We start from the raw sequence: 25,767 nt of genomic DNA, 5'->3' as shown, positions 1-25,767 counted from the left end.
CTTAATCGTCTTCTTGCTGATGCTGTTCCTGTTGTTGCCTATGCTGCTGGCCACGTTCTTGGTCTTGTCTGAAATAAATATTTTTCTCACCACTGAGTAAATACTTATTTTCTTGTAAGCTATGTTGCACTTCACGGCTCTGTGTTGTGGCAATAAAATCTGTTTTTGTCGCCAATTCAAAAGTCACAGACGGTGTATTTTTCCATTGATGGAAGGTATAAGTTAACGTTCGCGGCAAAGTCTCTTTAATGTGAGAATCCGCAATTGCAGCGCTATGACCTGCCCATTTATCTATCTGAGATGCCACAGAAGATGACTCACGTGCTACTGATGTTTGAGCCTGAGGTTGTACCGTGGTTCCAAGTTCCGTAGGCCCTAGACTATTTCGAGATATGTTAATGACATCAATATTTTCATTCTCTTGTAAAACGGACTGGTTTTTCTCACTTTTCGTCAAATCTTGTATGACGCGCTCTTGCATTATTGCAGAGCTTAATTTAGCGGTAGTATCGGACTGAGGATCTTTAACTGTAATTTCGGGTTGCATATTCACGTGAGCTTCCTGAGCAACTGTTTTTGAGTGTTCAATGCCCTGTTTACTTTCTTGCATACCCATTGCTAATCGCTCTGTTGCTGGATTTCCTCCCACTTGATGGCCTTCATTCTCTAATACCATCGATGGTTTCTTCGCGAAAAAATCACCTTTCGATTCTCTTTTCAATAACAGTGGGTTAACTATTATTTGCTCATCAACATAATGAATATCAGGCAGTTCAGATGAATTCCCTTTCTCTTTTGCCAATGACATCAATAACTGGTTCGGCTTCTGAACAATATTGTTATTTGGCGCTAATGGGATGCCACTCATATTGAGTAAAGGAATTTCATCATCTAACAATTCATAATCCCTTGATGTTTCTTGTTGGTTGCAGAGCTCTGTTTCATCACCTAGCTCCAAAAGAGTTTCTGTTTGAATTTCAGGTTCAACTACGCCGTTAAATAAATGCATGCCACAAGAAATAGCTAACGGTCCCTCCTGTAATATCGGCACTCCTTGCCCCGTGAAAGATGAGAGCTTTGAGTCATTATTCCCCCCCACTAAACGACCTTTATCTTCTGATTTAGCACCTGTATTTTGTTCAAAAACACTAGCGGCCTTCATCGCTAGTTTTTGGTGAGAAGGTATATTTCTATTCGCTGCTGTTGGCTGGCGATAACGTTGTCCTGACTGGTCGCTTCTTACTGGTAATTCAGCGGCACTACCTATTGTTTTTTCATTGTGAAAAGGTTTAATGACGGACATGAACAAATAGCTCCTCTATTTCATGTTGTTGCTGACGCTCTAATTTTAAGCACTGTTCAGCTCTCTGCTGTTTGAGATATTTTTGGAATTTTTCACACTTTCGATGTAATACTAGTGATTGCGCTTTTATTCGTTCAGCTAACTGCTGATATTTTTCGATTTGCGTCAATATGCTATCGCTTTGATACTCATATTGCGCAATCTCGGCCAATACCGCCGCTTTCAAACGCTGTCGTTCCCAAAACTCAACGGGTTTTAATTCTTGGGACTTTTCATACAAAACAACCTGCGCCGCTAAAATTTGAGTACGCTCTTTTATACTCAGCAAATTTTGTTGTAATTCACAGATAGCTGTATTCAGCCTTCCTTGCTCTTGCCGAGTTTTATCTAAACGGCGCTCAACTAGCAGCAATAAATTCTTTACACTCATATTGTTAACTGATGGAGCTGATTGAACACACTTTCAAAGTCACTCGATTCACCCATGCCTTGCTTTAAAAACTTTTCAATTTCAACTTGTTTGCTTAGCGCTCTATCGTTATCACTGTTTTCACCTTCTTTGTATTCCCCTAAATCCAAGTACAGTTGTAATTGTTGTAATGTGCCGAGCATTTCACGTACTTCAACAGCTGCTTTCGCCTGTTCTGGGGATACTACCTTCGAGAAAACACGGCTAATACTTTGTAAGATATCAATTGCTGGATAATGCCCACGTCCCGCCAATTTATGGCTAAGATAGATGTGACCATCGAGGATCGAACGAATTTCATCGCCAATCGGGTCTGCCTCCTCTTCACTTTCCAACAAAACAGTATAAAAAGCGGTGATAGCTCCATGCTTCACACGTCCAGGACGCTCTAATAACATCGGTAATTGTTCAAAAACAGAAGCAGGATAGCCTCGTCTTGCTGGCAATTCCCCCGTTGCTAACGCCACATCCCTTAACGCCCTTGCATAACGCGTCATTGAATCGACGTATAACAAAACATTGCGCCCCAGATCCCGATAATACTCAGCAATTGTGGTAGCTAATAATGCGGCATTACAGCGTTCAACTGGAGGGCTATCCGATGTGGCATACACCAAAATAGTCTGGGCGGCATGAGGAGAGCTTTTTAACTCTTCGATAAACTCAATAACTTCTCGACCACGTTCACCAATTAAAGCCACTACATGAATGTCAGCATGAGCATGGTTGATGATCATGTTCATCAATGACGTTTTTCCGCTACCCGCGGCGGCAAAAATACCAATGCGTTGTCCTAAACCACATGTTAGTAGCCCATCAATAGCACGAACCCCCGTGGTTAAAGGCTCATTGATAGGCCGCCGTTGTGTGACACTAATTGGCGGGTTATCAATACGTTGTAAGCGACTATTGAGACCTGTTTCTTCCCTAGAACTTTCAGCCAATTGACCAACTTGCTCACCTGATGCATCAAAAATTTTTCCTGCCAAAGACTCACTTACTGGAAATACAAAGGGGTAACCGCTAGGACGGATTACGACTTCGCGTGTTAAACCTTGTATTCGGCCAATCAAGCTCAATACCGTTAAACCTTCTTTAAAGCCCACCACTTGTGCTTTCGCAATGATCTCTGGATGAGAAATTGAGTGTTCAATGAAACAGATTTCACCAATGAATACCCCTTGCAAAGGCGCCTCAATCAAACAGCCGTGAATGCGCGCAGGATGCGCGCAGATATCAAAAATTTTCATCATCTATCAAGATAATTTAGGCTGAAAGTTGAATGCGCAATTCATTCGCACGTTCAAAGAATTCATCAAAACTATCTGAGAATACTGAGTTTTCATTTAATGCAGACTCTTTTAATACCGCAGATAAAATAAAATTATCATCCACCAAGTTTAATGCAGGTTGCCCTGGTTGAAAATTACGTGGTGCATATTCAACTATCGACTTTAATAATAAACTGCTTACTGATTCTAAGCGGCTATAATTACATGGAGTTAAAGCGCACCAAATAATAATATCATCTGAAGAAAGATCGATATTAATAGCAGGTGAATCATTCATCTCTAATTGGATATTAGTATGGCAGTCTAACTCTGGGTTAATTAAGTCACTACGTCCCTCTGTAGATAAATATTTATTTAATGATTCTATAAATCGATATTTCATATTTTACTCCTTATTAATTAAATTGTTTTAATCACATTCACTTTCACGGTTTCAGAGACTTCGTTGAAAGAAAGCACTTCTAATTCAGGAAATCGCCCTTCCAAAATTTTTTTCACAAAACGACGGATATCTACGGGTACTAGCATGTTGACGTCTCTAATCGACAAATAACTATTTTCTAGGGCCAATTCCGCCGCTTGAATTAATTGATTACTGGTTTCTGGTTCAAGGTGTAAATACACCCCCCCAGAAGATTGGCGGATCCCTTGACGAATGGTGTCTTCAAAATCTGAATTGACCATCAGTACATTGAGCCGCCCATCAACCGCAAATCGAGAAGAAATGTAGCGAGCCATTCCACTACGAATATGCTCCACCAACATCAGGCTATCTTTTTCTTTTGGTATCCATTGCACTAAATTTTCAATAATCAACTTCATATTCCGCACGGATATTTTTTCCATTAATAAACGTTGGAAAACTTCAGTGACTTTCTGCACCGTGGCATGTCGATAGCATTCTTTTAACAGTTCAGGGTATTTCTTATCGAGATCATCCAGTAAATTTTTTGTTTCTTGGATACCAAAAAACTCATTAATATGGCGTAGCATCAAGGTACTAATGCAATCAATCATTTCTGTTACATCATCACGGCTAAATAGGCCAAGTTGCTCAATCTTTTCTTTATCTCGCTCAGCAAACCAAAAACTTGTCGTACCATATTCATCGGTATATTCGGTCAACTCTATACCAAGATGAACTAATTCTTCTGTTTGTGTTAATAAACGATGGCCATGGAAGCAAATACTGTATTCACCAGCTTTGACTTCATTGATTAAAATGACGATTTTGTTCTCAGGTACAATAGGTGAATAATTAATCGCAATATCGGGTATCCGATATCCATAGCGAATAAACACATCCTTCTTCATTCTTGCTAGAAAATTATGCTTTTCTAAATGCGGTTTGTACTCTTGATTAACAGAAATAATAATTGGCAATGTTTCAGGAATATATTCTTCTGCAAGTTCCTGATTAGCGCGCTGAGTTTCCCCTTCTGTCACATCTGAGTTAACACTTTCCGTTTCTTGTAGATCTTGTTGTGGCTTTTTCTTGTAGCTTTTATAGTAACGTACAGAAAACAACCCAAATAACAGCGCCGAAAGGAATAAAAATATACTGGTTGGGAAGCCTGGTAAGAACCCCATGAATAACACAATTAATGCCGTAATTAATATCGTAAAATCATTAGCAAATAACTCAGAAACGATGTTTTCCCCTAGGTTTTTATCATTACCACCCACCCGAGTCACAATGAAACCTGCACTTATCGAGATTAATAGAGCAGGGATTTGAGCAACTAAACCATCACCTATCGTCAATAAGGAAAACGTATTCAACGCCGTTGATATATCCATCCCTTGTTGAGCTGCACCAACAGAAATGCCACCAATTAAATTGACAAAAATAATCACGATCCCTGCGATGGCATCCCCTTTAATGAATTTCATCGCACCATCAAACGAACCAAATAACTGACTTTCTTTCTCTAGATCACTACGTTTTTCTTTAACTGTAGCTTCATCTATCACACCAGCACGTAAGTCTGCGTCAATACTCATTTGTTTACCTGGCATCGCATCAAGAGAAAAGCGGGCAGCAACTTCGGCAATACGTTCAGAACCTTTAGTGATCACGATAAATTGCACAATCGTGACAATGGCAAAGACCACCATACCAACCACAAGATTATCTTGAATAACAAAATCACCAAACGTGGCAATAATATCACCTGCATCCGCCTCTAATAGAATTAAGCGGCTTGTACTAATTGATAAAGCTAATCTAAATAATGTACTAATTAATAAAATGGATGGAAACGACTGAAAATTAAGTACTCGAGTAATATAAAAAGAACTCATAAAAACAAGTACTGAAATCATAATATTCAGGCCTATTAATAAATCGACTAACACCGTTGGTAATGGGATAATTAACATAGCGATAACCATCACCATAATCACCAATACCATTAATTCAGGTCGCTGTCGGATCTGTAATAAAAACCCTGTTATATTTTTCATAGAATGATAAATTTCCTATTTATTTTTTTTCTGTTGTTCTTTAGCCACAATATTGCTCATATATTTTTTTAAAGATTCCAATAATTGTTCTCTCTCTTCCAATGATGGAAAAACCGCTACAGGGATCATTGAAAAAGCCAATAGTAATAACTGCAAAAATTGAGCACGTATTTCGGTATGAGCAATACGAAGTTCTTTATTAATAAAAGAAACTACTTTTTCTTCAAATATTGTTTGCCCGCGGATCCCGCTGGTAAAAACTTGGCTAAGCGATTTTTCCAATATAGGCTTATTTATATCAATATTATTTTGAAAACATGCTGATAAAAAAAATTGCTGACTAAATATATGGTCAAGTGATTGTAGTTCTCTTAGCCGTCCCACCCGAATAAAAAAATTACCAAATTCACTGACATTGACATCTCCCAGTGGCAAGGCCTGCAAATCACATGCCAATGCTCTAGCGAGATAGCGCATCATATTTTCACGTTCTTGAAACTCTAATTCTTCAACCCACTGTTCATATAAATAAACCACAGGGCCATCATAATTAATAAACTCACGATAAACAGCCCTCAGGTTCCCAGCACTTTGTTTTAGTTTTTCAGCAAATGCTTTCGCTAATAGGGCTACATTTGCACCAGCTTGAGCACTACGCGCATTTTCATCATTCAGAAGAGACTCATTTAATGTCTCGAGGTTGTTAATTTGCTCCTGCTTTAACTTTCTTCGATGAATTAATGTTGCTAGCGCCATTAATAAATCGCTTGGATCTGGGAAAAACTGCAATAATAATGCACGCAATTGCTGCGGTGTCATAAGCTGCTTATTTAGCAACCCCTCGATTCTCATCACTTTTTCATCTGCATCATTATCTAAAATGCGTTCAGAAAAACGAGTCCATTCTTCATCAGGTGCCTTTCGAGAGTTTCCTCGACGCACATGGCTCGCAGCTAGCATAGCCATTGATGCGTATTCACTACTACTATCAATGACACCTAAACCACGAGCAACCTCGTCGCTATCATCACTATTGCTCTTTGATGATGCACGGCTTTTATCCTGAGTGTTGGATAAAAACCGATTGCTGTAATTCATCGGCGTTATTGCCATGATTCACTCATATATTGCTGTAAAAACTGTACCGTGCCGTGCAATTGACTATCACGTTGAGTGATACGTGTTTTTTCTGAAAATTGCCGACCATCCCACGCTTCATTTTCATCCAATAAACGAGGCTGAATAAGGAATAGGCGAACCATTTTCTGCTGGTTAACTGAGGAACTACTAAATAACCCGCCAATCCAAGGAATATCCCCTAATCCAGGGATTTTGCTTTCATTTTCAATATATTGCTCACGAGTGTAACCACCTATCAGTAAACTACTGTCCTGCGCAATCCGTGCAACGGTATTAATACTTGTGCGATTAATAGACGGCAGCCCTTCAACGCTGGAAGCCTTGCCATCACTGCCATGGCTTTGTGCACCATCTTCAATATTCACTTCCATTTCAACTTGCTGACCCGCTGAAATACGAGGCATGACACTGATCATGGTGCCGTATGTCACTTGCTCTAACGTCGCAATACGCTCACCTTGTAATTTGGCGTAAAAACTGGTGTTGTTATCAAATAATGCGGGGATATTTTCTTGGGTTAGTAAAACGGGGCGAGACACAATACGTCCATCTCCCTTTTTACTTAACGCATCTATCTGTAATAGAAAGTCTTGGCTATTGGATAATGTGCTGCGGTTAAAGGCTATCGCCCCTCGACCCGCTTTATATGATCCTACTTCCCAACTCACGCCTAAATTATCTAACTCAGAACGAGTGATATCGATAATCCATAATGAGAGTTCAACTTGGCGGCGACGTACATCTAGTGTACGAACAAGCTGTTTTACATAGTTAATTTGCTCTTGGCTGCCCTTAACAATTAAGCTATTACTATCTGGATGAGCCACCAATGAAAGCGCATTTTTACCCGAAGAGCGGTTAACAATAACCTGCTTTTTTTCCTGCCTTTCTTCCCCTATTGGCGCATCCATCAGTTCATCAATTGAATCCCCAGATACATTAAGTTTTGCAGGCTGGATGTTAACGGTTTCATCTACCGTATTGCCACTATCTTTAAGCAACGTACTAATAACTGTCAGCATGCCAGGCACCGTCATACTCTGACCGCGGGATGAATATGTCCGGTCGGTGACAGAGGCATGTTTCAATGAAATAACAGCAACTTCACTGCTTGTTGACTCTTCTTGAGTTAGTTGTTTCTCAAGATACAATGTAGCCGCTTTAATAAGCTCAACATACAGAGGGGGCCCTGAAATAAAGAGCAAGTTATCAGCACCTTGGGAACGTACAGGAAAACGTTCATCATAAATTCCATTACGCTGAATATAATTAAGTACCTGCCCGCTGCTGACTTTATGGGTTGGCACAAGCACACTACGCATTTCACTATTATCGTAAACATAAATACTGGCGCCATCGTCATACCATACCAATGCAATACGACGAGTTAAGGCTTTGAACATTTCGTCAGCATTGGCAAGATTAAAATTACCCGTGACTTTTTTCTGTGCGGCTAATTTGCTTAAAATAATCGGCTTATTTAATTGCTCCGCGACAGCCTCAAAAACTTTACCGACGGCAATATTATTCGCCACGAACGTATCATTGCTCTTTTCTTGTGCCATCGGCTCTGCAATGAAGGTTTCAGATTGAGCCGAATGAACATTGACACTCAACAAAAGGAGTGCAATAAATATTGCTCCTTTTCTTTTACTGCTCATATAAATTTGCTCCAAGGCGCCTAATCTCTGAAGGAGTTAGTCCCAACTCTTTCTTAAGATCATTAGTGAAATGAGAGGCTGAGCAGTAGCCTGCTTCTAGTCCCACATCCAAAATTGAGCCTTCACTTTCAATTAATTGCAAAATCGCGTTTGCCATACGAACACTCATTATTTTTCGTTTCGCTGTTTTATTAAAGTTTTCTCTATAAAGTTGCCTAAAATAAGAAGCAGATACACCATAGCGAGCACAAAGCTGATTGATATTGGCATTTTTATCATTTTGCGCAGCAGAAAGAATAAAACGCATCATGCCGTAAGCTTCGTATTTACGTAATGTATTACACCAAACTTCAAACTCTGGTTGCTCTCGAATAACTAAATCGATAACAACATTTTTAATAGATATCTCTGTAAAAAACGCTTCATCTAATGGAATAAATTCTTGAGTTATTTCATCATTTAAATAAAGCTTATCTTTTTTTGAAAGAAAAGATTGCTTCATTGCAGTATCAATAACAGCAAGGATTTCAATTAGCTCAGACAATTCTATTGAATAAATTTCCCAGTCAGGATTCGCTGATTTATCCAACGCGTCATCATTAGCGATAAATATAGCGTTTTTTTCAAATTGAATATTTAATTTTGAATATGGAGATTTATAACTAAAAGCCGCTCCCTCTGCAAAATTAACTGCCAGAAATAATTTATCCTGTAAAGAAAAATAGAGATTTCCATTTTCTAATAATGCAGCAATATCTTTCTTTGGCATTATATAAGCCCTATCTATTGGTTGATTTTAGAGCAGACTGCAGGACACCTTCCCAAAATACAAAGGAATAAAATGGAATACTTCATACCCTATTCAGCCTACTATAGGTGCAAATGAGTAAGATTTATTCAGCTGACTGCTCGATATTTATTCTGTTTAATGCGCTTGACTTATTTTTATCGAGATAACATGCATGACAGATATGAACAATCGAACCTATATTATGAGAATCGCCAATGGGGAAATGCGCGATCAGGAAATAATAATAACGTTAGATGCTAACCTTATTATTATCGGTGAAGAAAATAATTATAGAACGAATATTTCTGATGAAGGATTTACCATTTATTCAATACCGAGTCATCAAGAACCTTTTACGTTTTCAATTATTTCCTATGAAGGCCAAATCGCCATTGACCTTCATACTCAAGATCAAAGCAAAATTATCCCTATTAACTTACATGAAACGGTACTGGAAGATTTATTCCCTTTTGCAATTAAACATATTGATACTCCTTGGGCTATCTCACCTGTTGAAGGGTCATCCTCAGATATTGCTATTAAACCAGAAAAGCGAGCGAATAAATTTAAAAAATCGCCATACCATCCAAAAATGCTCGCGGGTATATCATTAATCATTATTATGTTCATCAGTTGTCTATTTATTCCATACAATTCCGAGATGGCAAAGGATAAAAAAATACAATCAATTGAGGATATTATTAGTGGCAACCACCACCCTGCAGTAATCACTGATGACGGTAAAAATGGGGTATTAATCTTAGTAAAAACACAGCGGGACTTTGACTGGAGCATGCAACGCTTATTAAAATCAAAGTATCGTAGACATTTTAAGATTGAAAAAATTCACAACCTTGAAATTGAAATAGAGAATAAGATCTCAGATATTATCCCTAAATTATTAAAAATAGATATAGATGACCCTTGTCACCCTATTATTAAAATAATAGAAAAAAACATTTCAAAAAAAGAAGAAGATATTATTGATAAAATATTTTTAAATTATTTCCAATGCTATCAAAAAAGTGAATTTAGAATAAAAAAACTAGACGAATTAATAAAAAATGCCGAACTAGGATTAACAGAAAGTAATGTTAAATGGAATAAAATCACCGAAAACAACAAAACTATTTTCGGTATAAATGGCAGTCTAAATGATAAGCAAATCATATCATTAATTAGTTTCGTAAATTCATTCTATCAGCAATGGGGGGAACAGCAAATTCAGTTCTCTATCTCATTAGAAAATGATGAGTTAGCAGGAAAATCTTTTATCAAAAACACCAATGGTTATATTTTATTAGGCAATAACCATTGGTTATTTAATTCAAAAACTCTTTAACATAAATCAATAAGGAAAATTATATGCCAGCTCCGGGTATAGGTGAAAAACAAGATACTAATGGTACTGTGGTAAGTACAGGGGAATGGGTTAACTCTGACTTAGAGGTAGGAGATGCAGCAGATAGTAAATGGGGAATGATGTATCGCGCTTCTGCAGGTCTTAGTGCACGCACTAAGAAGATCGGAGACCAGCTAAAGGAGATGATTGATGACCCAAATGTTGAGGTCGATAACCCTTTAGTACTCGGTAAAATTACCGCATTAAGTGGTAACTATAATATGGCGAGACAATTACAAAGTAACGTCATGAAATCAATTAAAGACGCTGCTCAAGCGATTATTCGTAACGTTTAATTTTTGAATAAAAGCACCTATTACAATGGTGCTCTTATTTTTATAGGATATAATTTATGGTCACTCCAGTATCTCTTTCTAGCCCATCTAATATTACTGATGATGTTACTACACCAATATCTATTGGCTCATTTGAGGATAAAGTAAAAAATTTATTTGCCGAATATACTGCTGCGGTTGGTAATGAAAAAGCCAATCTAATAAACAAAGCCAATAATGTGGATGTCAGTAATCCCGCTCAGCTCATTGAAATACAGAATCAAGTTGGTAATTATAATTTAGCCATGAGTATGATTAGCACACTTACCCATAAAAGTGTCTCTGCTATTGATACAGTGTTAAAAGCGCAATAATCATGAATATTTTAAAAAAACTGTTATTAATTAGTTTTATCAGTTTATTACTGGGTTGTGACAATCAATTACTACTCAGTAACTTAAGTCAACGACAAAGTAATGAAGTTCTTGCTGTACTGCAAGAACATGGTATTGAAGCCAACCGTAAACATGATAATAAAAGTGGGGATTCTATCCGTGTTTCCCCAGAAAATTTTGTTCTAGCAGTCGACTTACTGCGCCAGTACAACTTACCGTCAAAAGACCCCGTTGAAATCATTCAAGCTTTTCCTGGGGATTCACTGGTTGCTTCACCACAGGCTGAACGGACTCGATTACTTTCCTTGATTGAACAACGCCTTGAACAGTCATTGCTTTCTATTCCTAATGTCGTCAATGCAAGGGTTCATGTGAGCTATCCATTAAATGGTAATGGCGCTGTTAAACAAGTACAAAAAATATCCAGCTTGGTGACCTATTCAGGGAGTGAAGACCCGAAAATGATGATGAATAAAATCAAACTATTTTTAAATAATAGTTTTGCAGAAACGACGTACGATAACGTTTCTGTCGTCATTGTCAGCCGACCACCATTACAGTACCAAATAAAATCACCTTCAGAAGACGCTACTTATCCAATAATACTTAGCGCAATTATTAGTCTAGCTATTCTCTTATTTTGTGTATTGGCCTGTGTTTTGAAATACCGCAATAATAAAAAAACACCAGTAATGGAAATGGAGAATGCACTCAATGCAGATGCTAAGTAAATTACTCATTGAGCAAGGAGATATCTTTCTTGCTCCTGGTAACTATTTTCATCCCGAGTTTAATGGATTGATTTACATCCAATTACCACCATTATTGCAAAAGCAGCATAACCAAAAGCTTATTGAACAATATGACTTACAGATGCCAAGCACTCAAACCCGCTTATTACCCAAAGCGTTATCAGTACATTGGAAGAAATTGCCGATTGTTGCTGTTCATTTAGGTGCTTTATTACAAGTTCAATCAGAGTTTTTTTTTGGAAAACCACCTAATAGCAAAATGTTACAGCACTATTTTCTTCAACCATTAAACCCAATTGAAGTGTTAAACAATAATACAGAAAGTAAATTAATTGCATCAGGTGCAGCACAAATTTTGCTGTGCCTAGCCCCTTTCGGCCACGCCTATGTTCAGCGTGCAAAATATATGTTTAGTCAGCAAGTTCAGCAAATGATCCCTAATTGTCACCAGGCAATATTACCTTGGAATATTATTGAAAAAACTTGCCATTATCTCAGTGAAAGTACAAAAAATGAAACAACTATCGCCAGTTAAAGACACAGCTCAAGAAAAAGTGCTGATCAAAAAGCGCCCATTGAATGCATCTAAATACCAAAAAACAGTCATTGAATACGCCCAAAAAAAGGCCAATGACCTCTATCAGCAGGCGGTAACAGAAAAAACAGAAATTTATCAAATTGCTTATCAGCAAGGGTATAACGACGGTATAAAACAATTATTAGCCGATTTTCTTATCTGTATAGATAAAAGTGAAGATGCCTTTCAGAACCAAGTTAAACAAAGTTCAGAGCGACTTGAAGCATTACTTGTAAATTTTTTTAGTGACATGCGAATCAAAGAAATTGTTGCACACTACTTTCTTTTGCAACAAGAAAAAACACGTCATCACCAGATACACTTGCCTGCAAATATGCAGCACATTTTTAGTGACCAATATCCAGAGCTTACAATTGAGAGTAATAGCTCTAGCGACACCATCGCACTAGAGTTCAATAATGAAATTTGTTATTTCTCGCCAAACATTGCAGCAAAGAACACATTGCCACAAATTTTTTCGGTCTCCAGCCGCTGCCAATTATTAAAAGAGCACAAGGCTAACTATCAAAAATTCATTGAATTACTCAGTACTCACCGAGGCAAACATGAACCTACCGATCAATAACCGACCATTATTTACATCAAGTGTGACTTTATCATCAACACAAACCATTCAACAAAAAATGGCATCCTCATCTCACACAATCAACGCTTCCACTTCGACAAAAAAACCGAGTGAGAATATTCAAATGTCTCCAGAGGAAAAAATAAAAATTGATACTTTCATTCGGCAATTAGAACAAAAAAACAGCGATAAAGATTTCTTCAGTTACGTTTTTAACACCATGATACATTTAAAAAAACAAGAAAAAGAAAGTTTCATAGCAGGTACGTTACAAGCGCTAAAACTACGAGCTGATGAAACGCCTTCTTCACTCTATGAACGATTCAATAAAACACTAAAACGTTATATGTCCATCAGCCTGATGAGTAGCCCGCTATCAACACAACTTAATCGTAATATTGGGCAGATAAAGCTAGAATCTGATGATGACGATACTGATATTGACTATATTTAAATGTGGGAATACCCACTTTAGCTAAGTGGGTATTCCCATAATTATTAATAATTTTCAATCATGCGTTTTAATATATAGCCAAGCAATCATTATTACCTCTTAAAAAATAAAAAATACAAATTTATTTATGATATAAATTCACACCATAAATGATTTAAATTCACACCTTCATTACACTTTACCTCAATATAAAAAAACGACTTAATTTTTTTAATTTATTATCAATCATCGTTTCTTTATATTGATGCATATATTATCGCCAGTTAGGATAGATATCACTTATTACTAATTTATCATTTATGGGAAAACCTATGATTAACCTTAATGACAAGCAAATAGAGCAAACAGTCTTATTATCTGAACAAGTCGTTTATGACTCGCTAAAAAGAACCCTATCACGAGGGAAAACATTAACGAATCTTACGGAAAATGAATCCTGTTTATTGAAAATTTTACTTACTAAGACAAGTAACAAGAGAGAAGTTATGTATGAAATCTGGGAAAAAAGAGGAACTATTGTGACTGAAAGTAGCTATTACAAGTTGGTTAGGCAACTACGTCAATCATTTAAAAAAGTTGAATTAGATGAAAATCTTATTATGACATTACCAAGAATTGGTATTTTATATACTGGCGAAAAATCAGAGATACCTGTTTTATCTAAGCATAAGCCACGAAATACATTATATGCATATATTAAATGCTTCTTTCAGAAAGTCTTTATCCGTTAATTTCAATAAGTTGAGTTATTATCATGTCAATCATTAGAACGCTAAAAAAAATATATAAACCTTTATTTTCTCTATTATTTATTAGCACATTACTCGGTTGTAGCTATTTCCCTAAAGTTCTTCAAATTTCTTCAAGCCATCAACTACAGGGAGTTATTTACTCATCATCAATCATTCCTGATAACTCTGAGATAACCATATCTATTAGCCCAATAGATACTTCACTATCACCAACAGAGAATTTATTAAACTATCAACTACGTTCTAAAGGTGCGAATAAAACCATCAATTTTGAAATCAATTTACCCGAAAAAGTTGCTAACAGCACGGCGAAGTTAGGTATTAGCATTCGAATTGAGAAAAACAGTGAACTCATCATGATGAGTAATAAAATAACAAAGTTACCTGATGATTTATCGGAAAAAATCACACTGACAGTTACAAAAATAAAATAACCATATAAATTATAATGTAATTTTAATTTCTCGACGATTTCATAAAAAAACAAGGTTATTAATTAAATACTCTATCAAATGAAATAATAAATTAATCATCACTCTATTAATATTGCATTAGCGGAAAGGAATCCCTAGGCCTTTCCATTGAAATATACCTTAAGCATACTCTTTATTTATTCTATTCGGAGCTATTTAATGAAAACCGAGTCACGGGATTCTATTCCCAAAAACTATAAAATAATAACTTGGTTAAATATTATTACCCAAATTAGTTTTCCATTGATGTGCACCTTCACCCCCATTATGGAACTGGAAATCTAAAAACTCATTTAAAATTCGGTGATAAATCAGCAACAAACAAACTAGAGTTTCACTGGGAAGGGATGAACCGCGCCCCATATAAACCCAGTATTTAAACAATAATTCGATTTAACCACTCAGCCGGTTGCTAAACCCAACTGGCTTTTTTTATGTCATCTCACGTCATTTTCCCTTCACATATCAAAGGAAAATCCGTTACCGAACTTTCTACCGCCCTCTTTGCCAAGCTTTCTAAAGAGGCAAATAATTGCTGCGCTTCACCTTCAGATAAACCAGTAGCTAAGTAATCATTCCACTTATCTAATTTATCATTTAATTCACCCACAATAGTGTGACCACGCGGTGTCAGCGAGATGTGGTAAGCCCGTTTATCGGTTTGACTATGGGTTTTTACTATCCAATTTTTTGCCAAAAACTTACTCACCCCCCGAGTTGTCACTGACTTATCCACCACCATCGCCTTCGAAATTTGTTCGAGTGTCGAAGCATCATATTGATGAATATGCAAAATCATCAAACATTCAATAGCATTGAGCCCATAAGGCTCCCCCATCCATTTCATATAATGATGAGCCGCTCGGCTGATCACCCCAAACACCCTTGCCTGTTCTGTACGCATAAATCCCTCTTTAGTTGATTTTATCAACTAATTAGTCGATAATCACACTGCCTTTAGTTGATTTTATCAACTATTAAACCTTTTAACACGCCAAACTCACCGATAATCTATGCCACATAATACAAATCTACTGCTTCGCTTAGGGTTTAACCCAATACGCTTTCGTTTTGCCTTTATTACCGCTTGTGCTTCTATCGCTGCACTTTTTATTGCTCAATATTTGGGATTAGTTCATCCACAATGGGCAGCCATGACGGTCTGGGCTTCAGCACAACCTTGGCGGGAAAATTTACTCGAAAAAAGTTGGTGGCGTTTTGCGGGCACCGTCATTGGTGTACTAGCTGGGGTGATATTAATTCAACTGCATCTCATTAATCCGTTGTTATTTATTGTGGGATTAGCCATATGGTTAGGCGCGTGTAGTGGCATCGGTCAGCTACAAAAAGGCTTCGTCGCCTATGGCACCTTTTTGGCGGGTTACTCTGCGGTCATGGTCAGTATGTTGAGTGTCCATAGCACCGATGGGTTATTTATGGTTGCTTGGGACAGGTTATGGACAATTCTTGTCGGGGTACTTTCAGCGGTCGTATTCAATTTTTTGTTTACTCCAAAACGTGAACAAGAGCCCGTCATTGCCCTTAAAAATCAAGTCGATACGCAGTTTTATTCAATTTTGCATCAAGCTTTGGAACAAAAAAGCCCGATAAAGCAACAGGATATTGACCAACTTTGGCAAGCAATGACGAGCTATGAAGACATTTTAGAAGCGAACCGTATTGGCTGGCGCTACCACCGCAAACAAGTCGCCAAAGCTCGGCAGAAGCTTATTTTTCAAAGCCAGATATTGCTACATTTAGAACAATTCCAATCGATGCCACCTTTCTATTTTCCATCGCAAGAGCCTACGGATAGACAATGGAAACATCTTTTGTCTTTGTGCCCAACTGGCGTACTAAAAATGCTCTTAATCCCTCTTTATTATGCGGCTCTCGGAAAATCAACCAAACGCCCGAGTCAGCATGACAAGCTAAAACTCCATCAAAATAAAATTTCTGCTTGGCATGCTTTTACACGTTCTTTTATCGCCATTATAGCGGTTGGCTTTTTATGGTTATGGACACAATGGCAAGCCTTGGCCTACTTAACACTGGGGCTATCAGTCATGCTCGCCTTGTTTGCCTCCATTGATTACCCCGCAAGGTTTATGAAATACATCTTTACGGGGCAATTTTTTGGTGCGATTGCCGCATTAATTTGCACTTGGTATTTATGGCCTTTCGCCTCATCATCATGGCAAATGGCATTGTTGATCATTCCAGTCATCATTAGTGGCGTTGTGATTTATTCACACAATAAATTAGCCCTAATCGCATTTGACTACATTATGGTTTCACTGATATTGCTACAACCCAGCTATCCTTTTTCCCTTTCACTGGCGCAAAATGTGGGCAATGCCATTGCGGTAGTCTCTGGCCCATTAATTGCCATGGCGGCTTTTGCCTGGATTTTCCCCACCAATCCTAAAAAACGTTACCAGCAATTAATTTATCTTTCAGAACAGCAATTTAAGCAAGGAATCACCACACTAATTCAAGGGAACAAGCCGTCGAATACCCAGATGATGCACCGTTTATTGAGCGGCTTATTACTTGCAGGTAAAAATGGGCAACCTTATGAATCAACACTGGAGTTTTTTGCATCTCGACATGGTATTTGGATAAATCTGTTTATTTTACAGAAACAGTTTGCGCATCAAGAGTCGAAGATGAGAGTGCTTAAAGTGCTTGAAAAACGCATTCAACAAAGCAGATTAGAAGCAACAAAAATGGCTGCGATTTTTCGGTTTTTACAGCGTAATGAAATAAGACAACAAGCACTTTTTCAATTAAAAAAGCATTTGAAAAACAATTAGGCAAAAGAGGGATTAAACGGCATTTTTGCCTAACAAACACCCCGCTATTTTTCTAGCGATAATTTTTACCAAAGTCCTTCTGACTCTAAACCTAAAGGGACAATATCAAAAGTACCTGTCGCATATATATAAATCGCACTTTTAGCTGTGATCCGCATTTTTAAGGCTGGGTAATAGAAAATCAACAGCTTTAGCAATAAAGCGATATTGTTTAGACATAAATGATTTTCACCTTTATTTAAGAGAGTAAAATTGTCATCCCTTAATTTTGAAACGCGCTATCTCATGTATAAATGAAAAAGGTGTTAAATGAAAAATTTATCAATTAATACAACCTTAAAAAATACAGTCAGCGATAACTTCTTATTTTCTATCAAAAAAAGAGCCACCTAAATAGGTGGCTCTCAGACTGCTGACAAACCGATGAGGTTTGACTGCAGGTTGGATAGGTTTTGAATATTAATAAGGAAAATCAATTTATTGATTTTCGGCTGATAACACAAAGCAGGAAAAACCACGTTTTTATCCTGCTTTGTCAACAGCCTCAGAGCCACCTAAATAGGTGGCTCTGCCATTACCGTTAATCACTGTTACTTATAATTATGTTTAATTTCTTGTGAAATAACGAGGCCACGTTTCGCTTCTTTTTCTGCTATCTCAACAGACAAACCTATATAAGAACGTGGATCTAACATCGCTTTAATTTCATCATTGCTAAAAGCAGCGGATATCACACTGTTTTTGGTAAGGTTAGTATAGAAATCCTCGCCATCTGCTGCAGTCTTAATCGCTTCTTCGTATAGCAGCTCATGGGCTTTATCTTTCCCTAGTTTTTCTGCCATTTTCATCATTACGTATTCGGTGTTATCTAACCCTTTATTTCTCAATACGTTATGCAGCATTCTATCTTCATGAGGAACGAGAGTTCTTGAAAGCTCTTCGGTTCTTAATAAGATTTCTGTCGTTAACTCTAACGCTTCTTCAATTAAGCCATCGAATAACATATAAGAACTGCTGTCACCTTCATAAGGACGTACCGCTGAGTACATCCCTACACTTGGCAAAGAATACAGTTTTTGTGAATTTGCAATAATGCCTTTTGCTAATTTCGGGTTAATCTTGTGTGGCATCGTACTACTGCCCACAGTACCCTTCGTAAATCCTTCAGAAACCTCAGCAATTTCCTCCAATGTGGTGCTGTAAACTTCTTCACCAATCTTATGGCAGATATTCGCCATCAGCGCTAAATTCGCCATATATTCTAGTTTATGGGTGCTTAGGTTTCTCGATGGCACTTCCATCGCATGCATACCTGTTAGCTCAGCGACGCGTTTTTGTACTTCTAAACCGATACCTGGCATCGAGTTAAAAGCACCAACCGCCCCCCCCATCATGATGGTGAATACGCGCTTTTCGCACTCTTTCATGCGCTGATAACAATCAATAAAATCGCTTATCCACACCGACACTTTATAGCCATAAGTAATCGGGATCGCATGGCGTCCATGGGTTCTGCCTGGCATTACCATATGCTTAGTTCTTTCTGCCAAACCAGAAAGGTTTTCAATGATTTCACTCAGCAACAACATAAACTTATTGTGTACCGTTTTCATCATATACAGTTGTGAACTCTGCTGGATATTCTGTGTGGTAATACCGTAGTGGATATATTTTCCACTCTCTTCTGAACAAGCATTCACTAATACTTTCAGAAAAGGCACGAAGCCATGGCCGATTTTTTGATAAATACGGCTCATTTCTTCAAAATCAATATTTTCAATAATCGCCTTTTCTTTAATTTCATCAGCTGCGGATTGGGGAATAAACCCCTGCTCCGCTTGCGCTTGAGCCAACATAGATTCAAACATTAACCAAGTTGTATATTTCGCTTCATCAGATAAAAGTGCTTTAATACCTCGATCATCAATTGTTTTACTTTTAGAATCGTATAATGCTCTCATTTCGTATCCCTTCTTTATTTCTTCATTGCTTCATCAACAGCATTGCGAACGAATTCAACCTTCGGCCCATAAACGACATGGACATGGTTTGCCGATGGAAAGAAGAATGCGGTACATCCTGATTCCAACATTAAATCTTTATCAATTTGATTCACTTCGCCAACATCAATCCGCATACGAGTAATACAGTTATCTACATTACGAATATTTTGTTTTCCACCTAACGCTTGGATTAAAATTTCTGCAATTTCACCATAACGTTTTTCTTTAATTAAGGTATTTTTCAGGTTGCTGGATTCTTCACGGCCTGGCGTTTTAATATCAAATTTGATAATCGCCCAGTAGAAAATAAAGTAAGTGACCACGGCTAAACAGCTACCAATGATGACTAAGAATATCCAGTTTGTATGCTCGTATAACAATCCAAATATCGTGAAGTCGAATACCGTTCCACGAATATAACCAATAGCAACACCCGCGAAAGAAAGTAACACTGCACCGATACCCACGATAATCGCGTAAATGAGATACAACAGTGGTGCAATAAATACGAAGGTAAATTCGAGCGGTTCTGTCACGTTCCCCAGCATCGCGGTCAATACCATTGTCACCAACATCGACTTCACTTCTGCACGGTTTTCTTTCTTCGATGTTCTGTAAATTGCCAGCGCAATCGCAGGGAATAAGAACAGTGTTACTAACATTTGCTGTTGCGCCATAAAGCGAGTCAAACTTGGCATCATCGCCCAATATTCGCTGTTAGGACCTTGTTTGAATAACACTTCAGTTAACGCAGGGACAACACCCACAAAAGTTTGTCCATCAATAACATAGGTACCGCCCGCTTCAGTGAAACGGAACAACACGTTCCAGACATGGTGTAAGCCAAACGGTATGAATAAACGTTCACCACCTGCCGTAAAGAATGGGCCGACAGGGCTCAAGAATACAGCAGATAACTTCATTAATCCTTGGACTAAGACTTCCCAGATAAACGGTAATAACGCACCAACCATGATCATTAAACCAATCATGATAATGGATACCGATTTTTTCCCCGAGAAGAAGGCAAACGCGGTAGGAAGCTCAAGGTTATAGAACTTGTCAGTCGCCCAAGAGGCAATTAAACCCGTAATGATCCCCCCTGCCGCACTGATATTCAGCGTTTGTATGCCAAGAACTTTAATCTGCCCCACTTGGCTCATAATCGCTGCATCAGCGAGCTTGCCGGTGAGCACCAACCAAATATTCATGGTAATGATCAAGGATAAGTAACCAACTACCGACGCGAAGACGGCAATCCCCTTATCTCTCTGGCTCATCCCATAAGCGACCCCCATCGCAAACAGCAATGGGATATTATCGAAAATCACCCCTGCAATAGAACGAATGCTAACTAATAGAGCGTTAACTGTTTCATTTCCGAGGAAAGGAAAGCGTGCAATCATATACGTTTGCACTAACGCACCACTGATACCCAATATCATACCGATAGGTGCAAGCACACCAATCGGAAGGAGTAATGTTCTCCCAAAGCGTTGGATAGATTCACCAAACTTTCTTCTGGCCATACTTTTTCCTTATGACTTCTATTATTAGAATTAAAGGCATACTAGCTTGGGGGTTTTATAAAAGAAATGATGTCCCGGTTTTAAAAATTATCTTAGGTCATAAATTATGACCTAAGTCATTTTGAAACGGCATTATTGTTAAAAATAACAATAAAAAGGCGGTAATATAGGAAGAGTAAGTTAAGAAATTCGCCTAAAGTAGGTTTTCTAACTCATTGATAAGTAAATCAACTAAAATAAAAAAACCAATACGGGACTTGGTATCATCCCTTTTAGTATCGTAACTGTCTGCAAAACAAAAAAGCGTGTTATCGGTATAACTGGTTAATTCATTCGTATTGAATGCTGTCATACTAATGATATTTGCGCCTTTCAATTGGACAATTTTGGCAGTCTCAATAATCTTTTTTGTTCCGCCAGAAAGTGAAATAAATATCACCGTATCATCTTTGCTGACGAGTCGAGTGAAAGAATCAGACAAATTGTAGTCATTAATAAAAAAACAGTGCAGACCTAATGCAAAGAGTAAGTGCTCAAGATAATACCCTACGGCCTTACTGGTACCCCTCGCAACAATAAAAATATTTCGCGATTTATGTAAAATATTCGCACAGTCATTAATTTGATCTTCATTAATCAGCGTAAAACTTTTATTAATGTTTTTCTCGAGTTGTTTTTTGTAGGACGCGGGCGTGACTTTTTCAGTTTTATTTTTGGACAGAATATAATTATTAATTTGAAATTTAAGCTCTTTAAAACCACTGAATCCTAATTTCTGCGATAAGTTAATAATGACTGTTTTCGACACATAGGTTTTTGCGACTAACTCATTGATATTTAAGTAGGGTATATCGGCAATATTATCGTTCAGATATTTTAATACCTTTTTTTCACTGAGCGTTAAATTATCGTAATTTTTTAAAAATTCCAACATATCCCACCTGACCAATTTTGCCGAAAAATCCCATTGTACTGAAGGGGCCAACAACCTGATGACGATTAATAATGATGAAATAGCACAAAATAATCAATTTGCTGATTATACGCCAAATAGGGCCTTTATGTAGAACTCAGGGAGGTAAATTTGTGAGAAGGTGCAATGTAACCTGTTAGTCGTCATTATCTTTACGGCATTCAGTGGATTAGGTTTCTTTTTTTCCCTCATAAAACTGGTTTATGAATATTTTAGGGACGCCCCAGTTATCTCGCATACTGCATCCCTTTGTCGGTAGCCTCATGGCATTTTTATTTATCTTTATGTTTTTTAGATAGTTAAAATATAACTTTGTGGATAAGCAAGACCTTATTTGGGCTAAAAATATTCACAAGGTATTACGTAATGAGGAAGCTGGCGATATCGGCCATTATAACCTTGGCCAAAAAGGGATTTATTGGGTTCTCAGCCTGTGCCTTATCGTCTTAACGGTAAGTGGAATTATTATTTGGCGTCCTTATTTCGCTGATTATTTTTCAATTTCGATAATTCGAGCAGCATTACTGGCACACTCACTTTCTGCAATAGCCCTGATAATTACGGTTGTTGTTCATGCTTATGCTGCCTTTTGGGTAAAAGGCTCTATCCGTAGCATGGTTGAAGGCTGGGTGACGCGTGGATGGGCAAGGAAACACCATCCTCGTTGGTATCGCGAAGTATTAGAAGAAGAAAAAGAGAAGAAAGAATAATCGTAAATTAAAACCGCCAAGCAGCGTCATTTATGGTACTGCTTGGCAGATTCCTCCCCGTAGATGCCCTTTATATCCCCGCACCAACACAACAACATCCACCCATAAATCAATTTATTTCAGTGAGTGAGACCTGTTTTAGAAAAATAAATTTTATCCTTCAAGAATTCCATTCTTTCTGTTTTCTTACACTTTTTAACGCAGTGAGAGAGTATGAAAAGTCACCATGATTAATCACTCACATTTAGGTATCATCACGTGTACTTATGACATATTGTGTTTAATTTTAGAAAAATTAATTATTTTTAGTTAATTTATCATTGGTATATAGCGAAATGTAACGAGGTATAAATGAGATCATAATGACTAAACGCAAATTTATTACACGCACAGAAGTTAACGCTCTATTAAATGCAACCAAACAGGGGAGATATCCCAATCGCGACTATTGCTTGTTATTAATGAGCTTCCTACATGGTCTAAGGGTTAGCGAACTTACTCACATCACAATGGCAGATATTGATTTAGCACAAAAAATAATCTACATCAGACGGTTAAAAGGAGGTTTATCCACTGTTCAACCGATAATTCCTGAAGAGTTTACTGCAATAGAACGGTGGTTGTTAGAGCGAAATTCTTGGAAAACGTCCAGCTCAGATTGCTTGTTTATCTCACAAAAAGGGAGCCAAATCTCTCGCTACCAGATCTACCGTTTATTTGAACAATACGGCAAAATCGCAGGGCTACCCGTCAAACTTCACCCGCACATGTTAAGACATGCATGTGGGTATGCATTAGCTGACCTCGGTAGAGATACCCGATTAATTCAAGACTATTTAGGGCATCGAAATATTGCCCATACAGTAATTTATACCGCAAGTAATGAAAAACGTTTTAGTGGCATTTGGTCTAATCAATAGACAATTTAATGACTTGTATCAACATGGAACTAAAGTTCAATATTATAAAATGAATTAAACACCAAGAATGCCTCAGTTATTTAACCAATTGGTTTTATAAAACTGAGGTATTCTTATGAATGTTTGATGTGATGATTAATTTGAATACCACTAAATAGAGCCATCAATACGTTATTTTTCAACCCGCCAAAATAAGGTTAGTTAATAATTTTATTTATTCTTCTTTTACCAACTATCATAATTTAAATACTCGAAATATGAGTAATTAGTCAACCGCATGAATTTAACAATATATTATCAATATATATACGTGTAAATTACATTTTAACTCGTATTTAGAGAATCATATAAAGATATTTAATAAATAAAAAAATTAAAATCAAATTGTTTTAGCTTTTAATTTCATAAATAACCTCTAAATCAGACAAATGTAAAAATAATATAAAATCATAACCAAACAACAAGAAATATAATAAAAAATATTTTGAATAATAAATAAAAATCAATGAATTAAATAAAAAATGATTTAAAATCAAATGGTAATGCAACATAATAAATCAAAATGTTTAAAATGCCTAATAAGTATAATTCTGAGACTAACCAAAATCAAACAGCATAAAACTCTGTTTGTATTATTTATTTTAGAGGTAACCAGTAAATTATGTAAAAAATTGTCATCTACAACAAAAAGTTACCACCTGTGATATTTTCGCCAACAAAACCCACTAGATAAATACTCCAGATTTACTAACAAACAATATAAATTAAAGATTTTAATTCTGACACTTCCAATATATTAAACAAATTAGCTAAAACCAATTTAACGCAACATTTTGATTTATTTTGTTGCGTTTCCTGAGCAAAAAGAAAGCAAATCGTTTACTTTGCAAGCGGGTCTGACTGTGTAACCAAATTACATAAAGCTTTATTGGTGAGATATGAAAAATAACAAGTTAAAAACCAGTATAGATAATTTTCAGAAAATACTAACTGAGCAAATTGGTTTGGAGTTATTCCACCTTAGAAAAGAAAAAGGGCTAAGCGGTAAAGATCTAGCTAAAAAATTAAAAATATCACAACAACAAATTTCTCGATATGAAAGAGGAATATGTAGCATTAACTGTGGGATGTTATTTTCAATCTTATTCTATCTAGATACTAACCCTAGTGCATTTTTCGAAAGTATAACATTGAAAATAAATGAAGAACATCCTAATGCTAATTCATTTATTCATAACAATGAAAACCTCTTCGATGAGCAAGATAATTGCCATTATATTTTTAATCGGCAATCAGAAATTATTCTAAATTCTTTATACAGCAAATAGTTATTTAAAAAATATAAAATTTTAACTATGCCCACTTAATTGTTGGGTAATCATCACGTTGTTATATATAAATGAGGTTCAAATGAAAAAAGTATTTTTAGCAGCTCTTGTTTCTGCCGCTATCGCTTCTCCAGCACTCGCTGATCAAGGGCATGGTAAAGTTACATTTAAAGGTGAAATCATCGATGCACCTTGCTCAATTAGTTCCGACTCTATTGACCAAACTGTATGGTTAGGCCAAATCGCTAACTCTGTTTTAGCAAATGGCGGTACTTCTAGTGCTAAACAATTCAACATTGAATTAGAAGACTGTGTATTCCCTAAAGATGCAGATGACAAAGTCTATAATGACAAAGTCAGCATCACATTCTCTGGTTCTAGTGCTGCATTCAACTCTAAATTATTAGGTGTAACTGGCTTAGATGCAACCGATCCAACTATTGCGGGTAACGTCGGTATTCAATTAACTGATACAAACGGAGCAGCATTAGATATGGGTGTTGCAACAGCACAAGAACACCAATTACAAGCGGGTGATAACACTCTACGTTATAGCGCTTATGTACAAGGTGCAAACGTTGCAGTAGATAAAATTCCATTAGGTAAATTCGAAGGCGTAACTAACTTTACCTTAACTTATAACTAATTGATTAGTTAAAGAGGAATACTCCTGTATTCCTCTATTAGTCACCTAATTAAGT

25 protein-coding genes and 1 pseudogene are annotated in these 25,767 nt (G+C 37.0%); 14 read left to right on the top strand and 12 right to left on the bottom strand.

Features of this window, described 5'->3' with window-relative positions; genetic code table 11:
• Position 1 precedes the first annotated feature (1 nt).
• From PR808_RS05440 to PR808_RS05405, 8 genes are read right to left on the bottom strand one after another with little or no spacing between them, the layout of a single operon-like run.
• On the bottom strand, positions 2-1,303 hold the full coding sequence (locus tag PR808_RS05440) for a SpaN/EivJ family type III secretion system needle length determinant (protein ID WP_272538883.1): 1,302 nt from the start codon (positions 1,301-1,303) through the stop codon (positions 2-4).
• The gene (locus PR808_RS05435) at positions 1,290-1,733 is read right to left on the bottom strand and encodes a hypothetical protein (RefSeq protein ID WP_272538882.1); all 444 of its coding nucleotides are present in this window, start codon (positions 1,731-1,733) and stop codon (positions 1,290-1,292) included. Before PR808_RS05435 ends, PR808_RS05440 begins: the two co-directional genes overlap by 14 nt.
• Entirely contained in the window at positions 1,730-3,022 is a 1,293-nt protein-coding gene (gene sctN / locus PR808_RS05430; protein WP_272538881.1) for a type III secretion system ATPase SctN, read from the bottom strand. The genes PR808_RS05435 and sctN overlap by 4 nt, the downstream gene beginning before the upstream one ends.
• 16 nt (positions 3,023-3,038) lie before the next feature.
• A complete protein-coding gene (locus tag PR808_RS05425) occupies positions 3,039-3,446 on the bottom strand; it encodes a type III secretion system protein (protein ID WP_272538880.1) in 408 nt (135 codons plus the stop codon).
• A 17-nt stretch (positions 3,447-3,463) separates the two neighbouring features.
• Complete coding sequence (locus PR808_RS05420; protein WP_272538879.1) at positions 3,464-5,530, bottom strand: EscV/YscV/HrcV family type III secretion system export apparatus protein; 2,067 nt, start codon at positions 5,528-5,530, stop codon at positions 3,464-3,466.
• Between the two features lie 15 nt (positions 5,531-5,545).
• Positions 5,546-6,643, bottom strand: a complete 1,098-nt coding sequence (gene sctW / locus PR808_RS05415) for a type III secretion system gatekeeper subunit SctW (protein WP_272538878.1) — start codon at positions 6,641-6,643, stop codon at positions 5,546-5,548.
• Positions 6,634-8,331, bottom strand: coding sequence for a type III secretion system outer membrane ring subunit SctC (sctC, locus tag PR808_RS05410; protein WP_272538877.1), 1,698 nt, complete (start codon positions 8,329-8,331; stop codon positions 6,634-6,636). Before sctC ends, sctW begins: the two co-directional genes overlap by 10 nt.
• The gene (locus PR808_RS05405) at positions 8,321-9,100 is read right to left on the bottom strand and encodes a helix-turn-helix domain-containing protein (protein ID WP_272538876.1); all 780 of its coding nucleotides are present in this window, start codon (positions 9,098-9,100) and stop codon (positions 8,321-8,323) included. The genes sctC and PR808_RS05405 overlap by 11 nt, the downstream gene beginning before the upstream one ends.
• Before the next feature lie 193 nt (positions 9,101-9,293).
• Here PR808_RS05405 and PR808_RS05400 point away from each other — a divergent pair, with 193 nt between their 5' ends.
• The 9 genes from PR808_RS05400 to PR808_RS05360 all read left to right on the top strand — a co-directional run bounded on the left by PR808_RS05400 (position 9,294) and on the right by PR808_RS05360 (position 14,748).
• On the top strand, positions 9,294-10,463 hold the full coding sequence (locus PR808_RS05400) for a PrgH/EprH family type III secretion apparatus protein (protein ID WP_272538875.1): 1,170 nt from the start codon (positions 9,294-9,296) through the stop codon (positions 10,461-10,463).
• A 23-nt stretch (positions 10,464-10,486) separates the two neighbouring features.
• Positions 10,487-10,819, top strand: a complete 333-nt coding sequence (locus PR808_RS05395) for an EscF/YscF/HrpA family type III secretion system needle major subunit (protein WP_272538874.1) — start codon at positions 10,487-10,489, stop codon at positions 10,817-10,819.
• A gap of 56 nt (positions 10,820-10,875) precedes the next feature.
• Positions 10,876-11,172: a type III secretion system inner rod subunit SctI gene (gene sctI / locus PR808_RS05390; protein ID WP_272538873.1), complete on the top strand. Its 297-nt coding sequence runs from the start codon at positions 10,876-10,878 to the stop codon at positions 11,170-11,172.
• A 2-nt stretch (positions 11,173-11,174) separates the two neighbouring features.
• A complete protein-coding gene (sctJ, locus tag PR808_RS05385; RefSeq protein ID WP_272538872.1) occupies positions 11,175-11,924 on the top strand; it encodes a type III secretion system inner membrane ring lipoprotein SctJ in 750 nt (249 codons plus the stop codon).
• Complete coding sequence (locus PR808_RS05380; RefSeq protein ID WP_272538871.1) at positions 11,899-12,480, top strand: hypothetical protein; 582 nt, start codon at positions 11,899-11,901, stop codon at positions 12,478-12,480. Before sctJ ends, PR808_RS05380 begins: the two co-directional genes overlap by 26 nt.
• Positions 12,458-13,108: a hypothetical protein gene (locus tag PR808_RS05375; protein ID WP_272538870.1), complete on the top strand. Its 651-nt coding sequence runs from the start codon at positions 12,458-12,460 to the stop codon at positions 13,106-13,108. The genes PR808_RS05380 and PR808_RS05375 overlap by 23 nt, the downstream gene beginning before the upstream one ends.
• Entirely contained in the window at positions 13,089-13,562 is a 474-nt protein-coding gene (locus PR808_RS05370; RefSeq protein WP_272538869.1) for a hypothetical protein, read from the top strand. Before PR808_RS05375 ends, PR808_RS05370 begins: the two co-directional genes overlap by 20 nt.
• Positions 13,563-13,873: 311 nt before the next feature.
• Positions 13,874-14,293 carry a winged helix-turn-helix domain-containing protein gene (locus PR808_RS05365; protein WP_206085150.1) on the top strand — a complete coding sequence of 140 codons (420 nt, stop codon included), beginning with the start codon at positions 13,874-13,876 and terminating at the stop codon, positions 14,291-14,293.
• Between the two features lie 23 nt (positions 14,294-14,316).
• Positions 14,317-14,748 carry a hypothetical protein gene (locus PR808_RS05360; protein ID WP_272538868.1) on the top strand — a complete coding sequence of 144 codons (432 nt, stop codon included), beginning with the start codon at positions 14,317-14,319 and terminating at the stop codon, positions 14,746-14,748.
• A 481-nt stretch (positions 14,749-15,229) separates the two neighbouring features.
• Here the strand turns inward: PR808_RS05360 and PR808_RS05355 are convergent, their stop codons facing one another.
• Positions 15,230-15,691 carry a MarR family winged helix-turn-helix transcriptional regulator gene (locus tag PR808_RS05355; RefSeq protein WP_272538867.1) on the bottom strand — a complete coding sequence of 154 codons (462 nt, stop codon included), beginning with the start codon at positions 15,689-15,691 and terminating at the stop codon, positions 15,230-15,232.
• Positions 15,692-15,800: 109 nt separating this feature from the next.
• On the opposite strand from PR808_RS05355, the gene PR808_RS05350 reads away from it, so the two are divergent.
• Positions 15,801-17,603: an FUSC family protein gene (locus PR808_RS05350; RefSeq protein ID WP_206085153.1), complete on the top strand. Its 1,803-nt coding sequence runs from the start codon at positions 15,801-15,803 to the stop codon at positions 17,601-17,603.
• A 590-nt stretch (positions 17,604-18,193) separates the two neighbouring features.
• Here the strand turns inward: PR808_RS05350 and PR808_RS05345 are convergent.
• The 3 genes from PR808_RS05345 to PR808_RS05335 all read right to left on the bottom strand — a co-directional run bounded on the left by PR808_RS05345 (position 18,194) and on the right by PR808_RS05335 (position 22,069).
• Complete coding sequence (locus tag PR808_RS05345) at positions 18,194-19,564, bottom strand: class-II fumarase/aspartase family protein (RefSeq protein WP_272538866.1); 1,371 nt, start codon at positions 19,562-19,564, stop codon at positions 18,194-18,196.
• A gap of 14 nt (positions 19,565-19,578) precedes the next feature.
• On the bottom strand, positions 19,579-21,135 hold the full coding sequence (locus PR808_RS05340) for a PTS transporter subunit EIIC (protein WP_219245279.1): 1,557 nt from the start codon (positions 21,133-21,135) through the stop codon (positions 19,579-19,581).
• A gap of 193 nt (positions 21,136-21,328) precedes the next feature.
• Positions 21,329-22,069, bottom strand: a complete 741-nt coding sequence (locus tag PR808_RS05335; RefSeq protein ID WP_206085156.1) for a MurR/RpiR family transcriptional regulator — start codon at positions 22,067-22,069, stop codon at positions 21,329-21,331.
• Between the two features lie 148 nt (positions 22,070-22,217).
• On the opposite strand from PR808_RS05335, the pseudogene PR808_RS05330 reads away from it, so the two are divergent.
• From PR808_RS05330 to PR808_RS05315, 4 genes and pseudogenes are all read left to right on the top strand, one after another.
• A pseudogene (locus PR808_RS05330) lies at positions 22,218-22,818 on the top strand (formate dehydrogenase subunit gamma).
• A gap of 362 nt (positions 22,819-23,180) precedes the next feature.
• On the top strand, positions 23,181-23,738 hold the full coding sequence (locus PR808_RS05325) for a tyrosine-type DNA invertase (protein WP_206085157.1): 558 nt from the start codon (positions 23,181-23,183) through the stop codon (positions 23,736-23,738).
• Between the two features lie 938 nt (positions 23,739-24,676).
• Entirely contained in the window at positions 24,677-25,066 is a 390-nt protein-coding gene (locus PR808_RS05320; protein WP_206085158.1) for a helix-turn-helix domain-containing protein, read from the top strand.
• An 82-nt stretch (positions 25,067-25,148) separates the two neighbouring features.
• On the top strand, positions 25,149-25,712 hold the full coding sequence (locus PR808_RS05315; protein ID WP_094960889.1) for a fimbrial protein: 564 nt from the start codon (positions 25,149-25,151) through the stop codon (positions 25,710-25,712).
• The last annotated feature ends 55 nt before the right edge of the window (positions 25,713-25,767 follow it).

The organism is Providencia sp. PROV197, assembly GCF_028479625.1.
GTDB lineage: Bacteria > Pseudomonadota > Gammaproteobacteria > Enterobacterales > Enterobacteriaceae > Providencia > Providencia vermicola.
Note: the sequence above shows the minus strand (reverse complement) of the source record. Positions and strands in the feature narration are given on the sequence as shown.

What these genes read in the sequence shown, in the direction of transcription:
- PR808_RS05440 (WP_272538883.1), bottom strand. Translation starts at nt 1,303, where the DNA reads ATGTCCGTCATTAAACCTTTTCACAATGAAAAAACAATAGGTAGTGCC.
- PR808_RS05420 (WP_272538879.1), bottom strand. Translation starts at nt 5,530, where the DNA reads ATGAAAAATATAACAGGGTTTTTATTACAGATCCGACAGCGACCTGAA.
- sctC (WP_272538877.1), bottom strand. Translation starts at nt 8,331, where the DNA reads ATGAGCAGTAAAAGAAAAGGAGCAATATTTATTGCACTCCTTTTGTTG.
- PR808_RS05375 (WP_272538870.1), top strand. Translation starts at nt 12,458, where the DNA reads ATGAAACAACTATCGCCAGTTAAAGACACAGCTCAAGAAAAAGTGCTG.
- PR808_RS05405 (WP_272538876.1), bottom strand. Translation starts at nt 9,100, where the DNA reads ATGCCAAAGAAAGATATTGCTGCATTATTAGAAAATGGAAATCTCTAT.
- PR808_RS05320 (WP_206085158.1), top strand. Translation starts at nt 24,677, where the DNA reads ATGAAAAATAACAAGTTAAAAACCAGTATAGATAATTTTCAGAAAATA.
- PR808_RS05365 (WP_206085150.1), top strand. Translation starts at nt 13,874, where the DNA reads ATGATTAACCTTAATGACAAGCAAATAGAGCAAACAGTCTTATTATCT.
- sctN (WP_272538881.1), bottom strand. Translation starts at nt 3,022, where the DNA reads ATGAAAATTTTTGATATCTGCGCGCATCCTGCGCGCATTCACGGCTGT.
- PR808_RS05425 (WP_272538880.1), bottom strand. Translation starts at nt 3,446, where the DNA reads ATGAAATATCGATTTATAGAATCATTAAATAAATATTTATCTACAGAG.
- sctI (WP_272538873.1), top strand. Translation starts at nt 10,876, where the DNA reads ATGGTCACTCCAGTATCTCTTTCTAGCCCATCTAATATTACTGATGAT.
- PR808_RS05325 (WP_206085157.1), top strand. Translation starts at nt 23,181, where the DNA reads ATGACTAAACGCAAATTTATTACACGCACAGAAGTTAACGCTCTATTA.
- PR808_RS05395 (WP_272538874.1), top strand. Translation starts at nt 10,487, where the DNA reads ATGCCAGCTCCGGGTATAGGTGAAAAACAAGATACTAATGGTACTGTG.
- PR808_RS05345 (WP_272538866.1), bottom strand. Translation starts at nt 19,564, where the DNA reads ATGAGAGCATTATACGATTCTAAAAGTAAAACAATTGATGATCGAGGT.
- sctJ (WP_272538872.1), top strand. Translation starts at nt 11,175, where the DNA reads ATGAATATTTTAAAAAAACTGTTATTAATTAGTTTTATCAGTTTATTA.
- PR808_RS05340 (WP_219245279.1), bottom strand. Translation starts at nt 21,135, where the DNA reads ATGGCCAGAAGAAAGTTTGGTGAATCTATCCAACGCTTTGGGAGAACA.
- PR808_RS05335 (WP_206085156.1), bottom strand. Translation starts at nt 22,069, where the DNA reads ATGTTGGAATTTTTAAAAAATTACGATAATTTAACGCTCAGTGAAAAA.
- PR808_RS05380 (WP_272538871.1), top strand. Translation starts at nt 11,899, where the DNA reads ATGCACTCAATGCAGATGCTAAGTAAATTACTCATTGAGCAAGGAGAT.
- PR808_RS05360 (WP_272538868.1), top strand. Translation starts at nt 14,317, where the DNA reads ATGTCAATCATTAGAACGCTAAAAAAAATATATAAACCTTTATTTTCT.
- PR808_RS05370 (WP_272538869.1), top strand. Translation starts at nt 13,089, where the DNA reads ATGAACCTACCGATCAATAACCGACCATTATTTACATCAAGTGTGACT.
- sctW (WP_272538878.1), bottom strand. Translation starts at nt 6,643, where the DNA reads ATGGCAATAACGCCGATGAATTACAGCAATCGGTTTTTATCCAACACT.
- PR808_RS05400 (WP_272538875.1), top strand. Translation starts at nt 9,294, where the DNA reads ATGACAGATATGAACAATCGAACCTATATTATGAGAATCGCCAATGGG.
- PR808_RS05355 (WP_272538867.1), bottom strand. Translation starts at nt 15,691, where the DNA reads ATGCGTACAGAACAGGCAAGGGTGTTTGGGGTGATCAGCCGAGCGGCT.
- PR808_RS05435 (WP_272538882.1), bottom strand. Translation starts at nt 1,733, where the DNA reads ATGAGTGTAAAGAATTTATTGCTGCTAGTTGAGCGCCGTTTAGATAAA.
- PR808_RS05315 (WP_094960889.1), top strand. Translation starts at nt 25,149, where the DNA reads ATGAAAAAAGTATTTTTAGCAGCTCTTGTTTCTGCCGCTATCGCTTCT.
- PR808_RS05350 (WP_206085153.1), top strand. Translation starts at nt 15,801, where the DNA reads ATGCCACATAATACAAATCTACTGCTTCGCTTAGGGTTTAACCCAATA.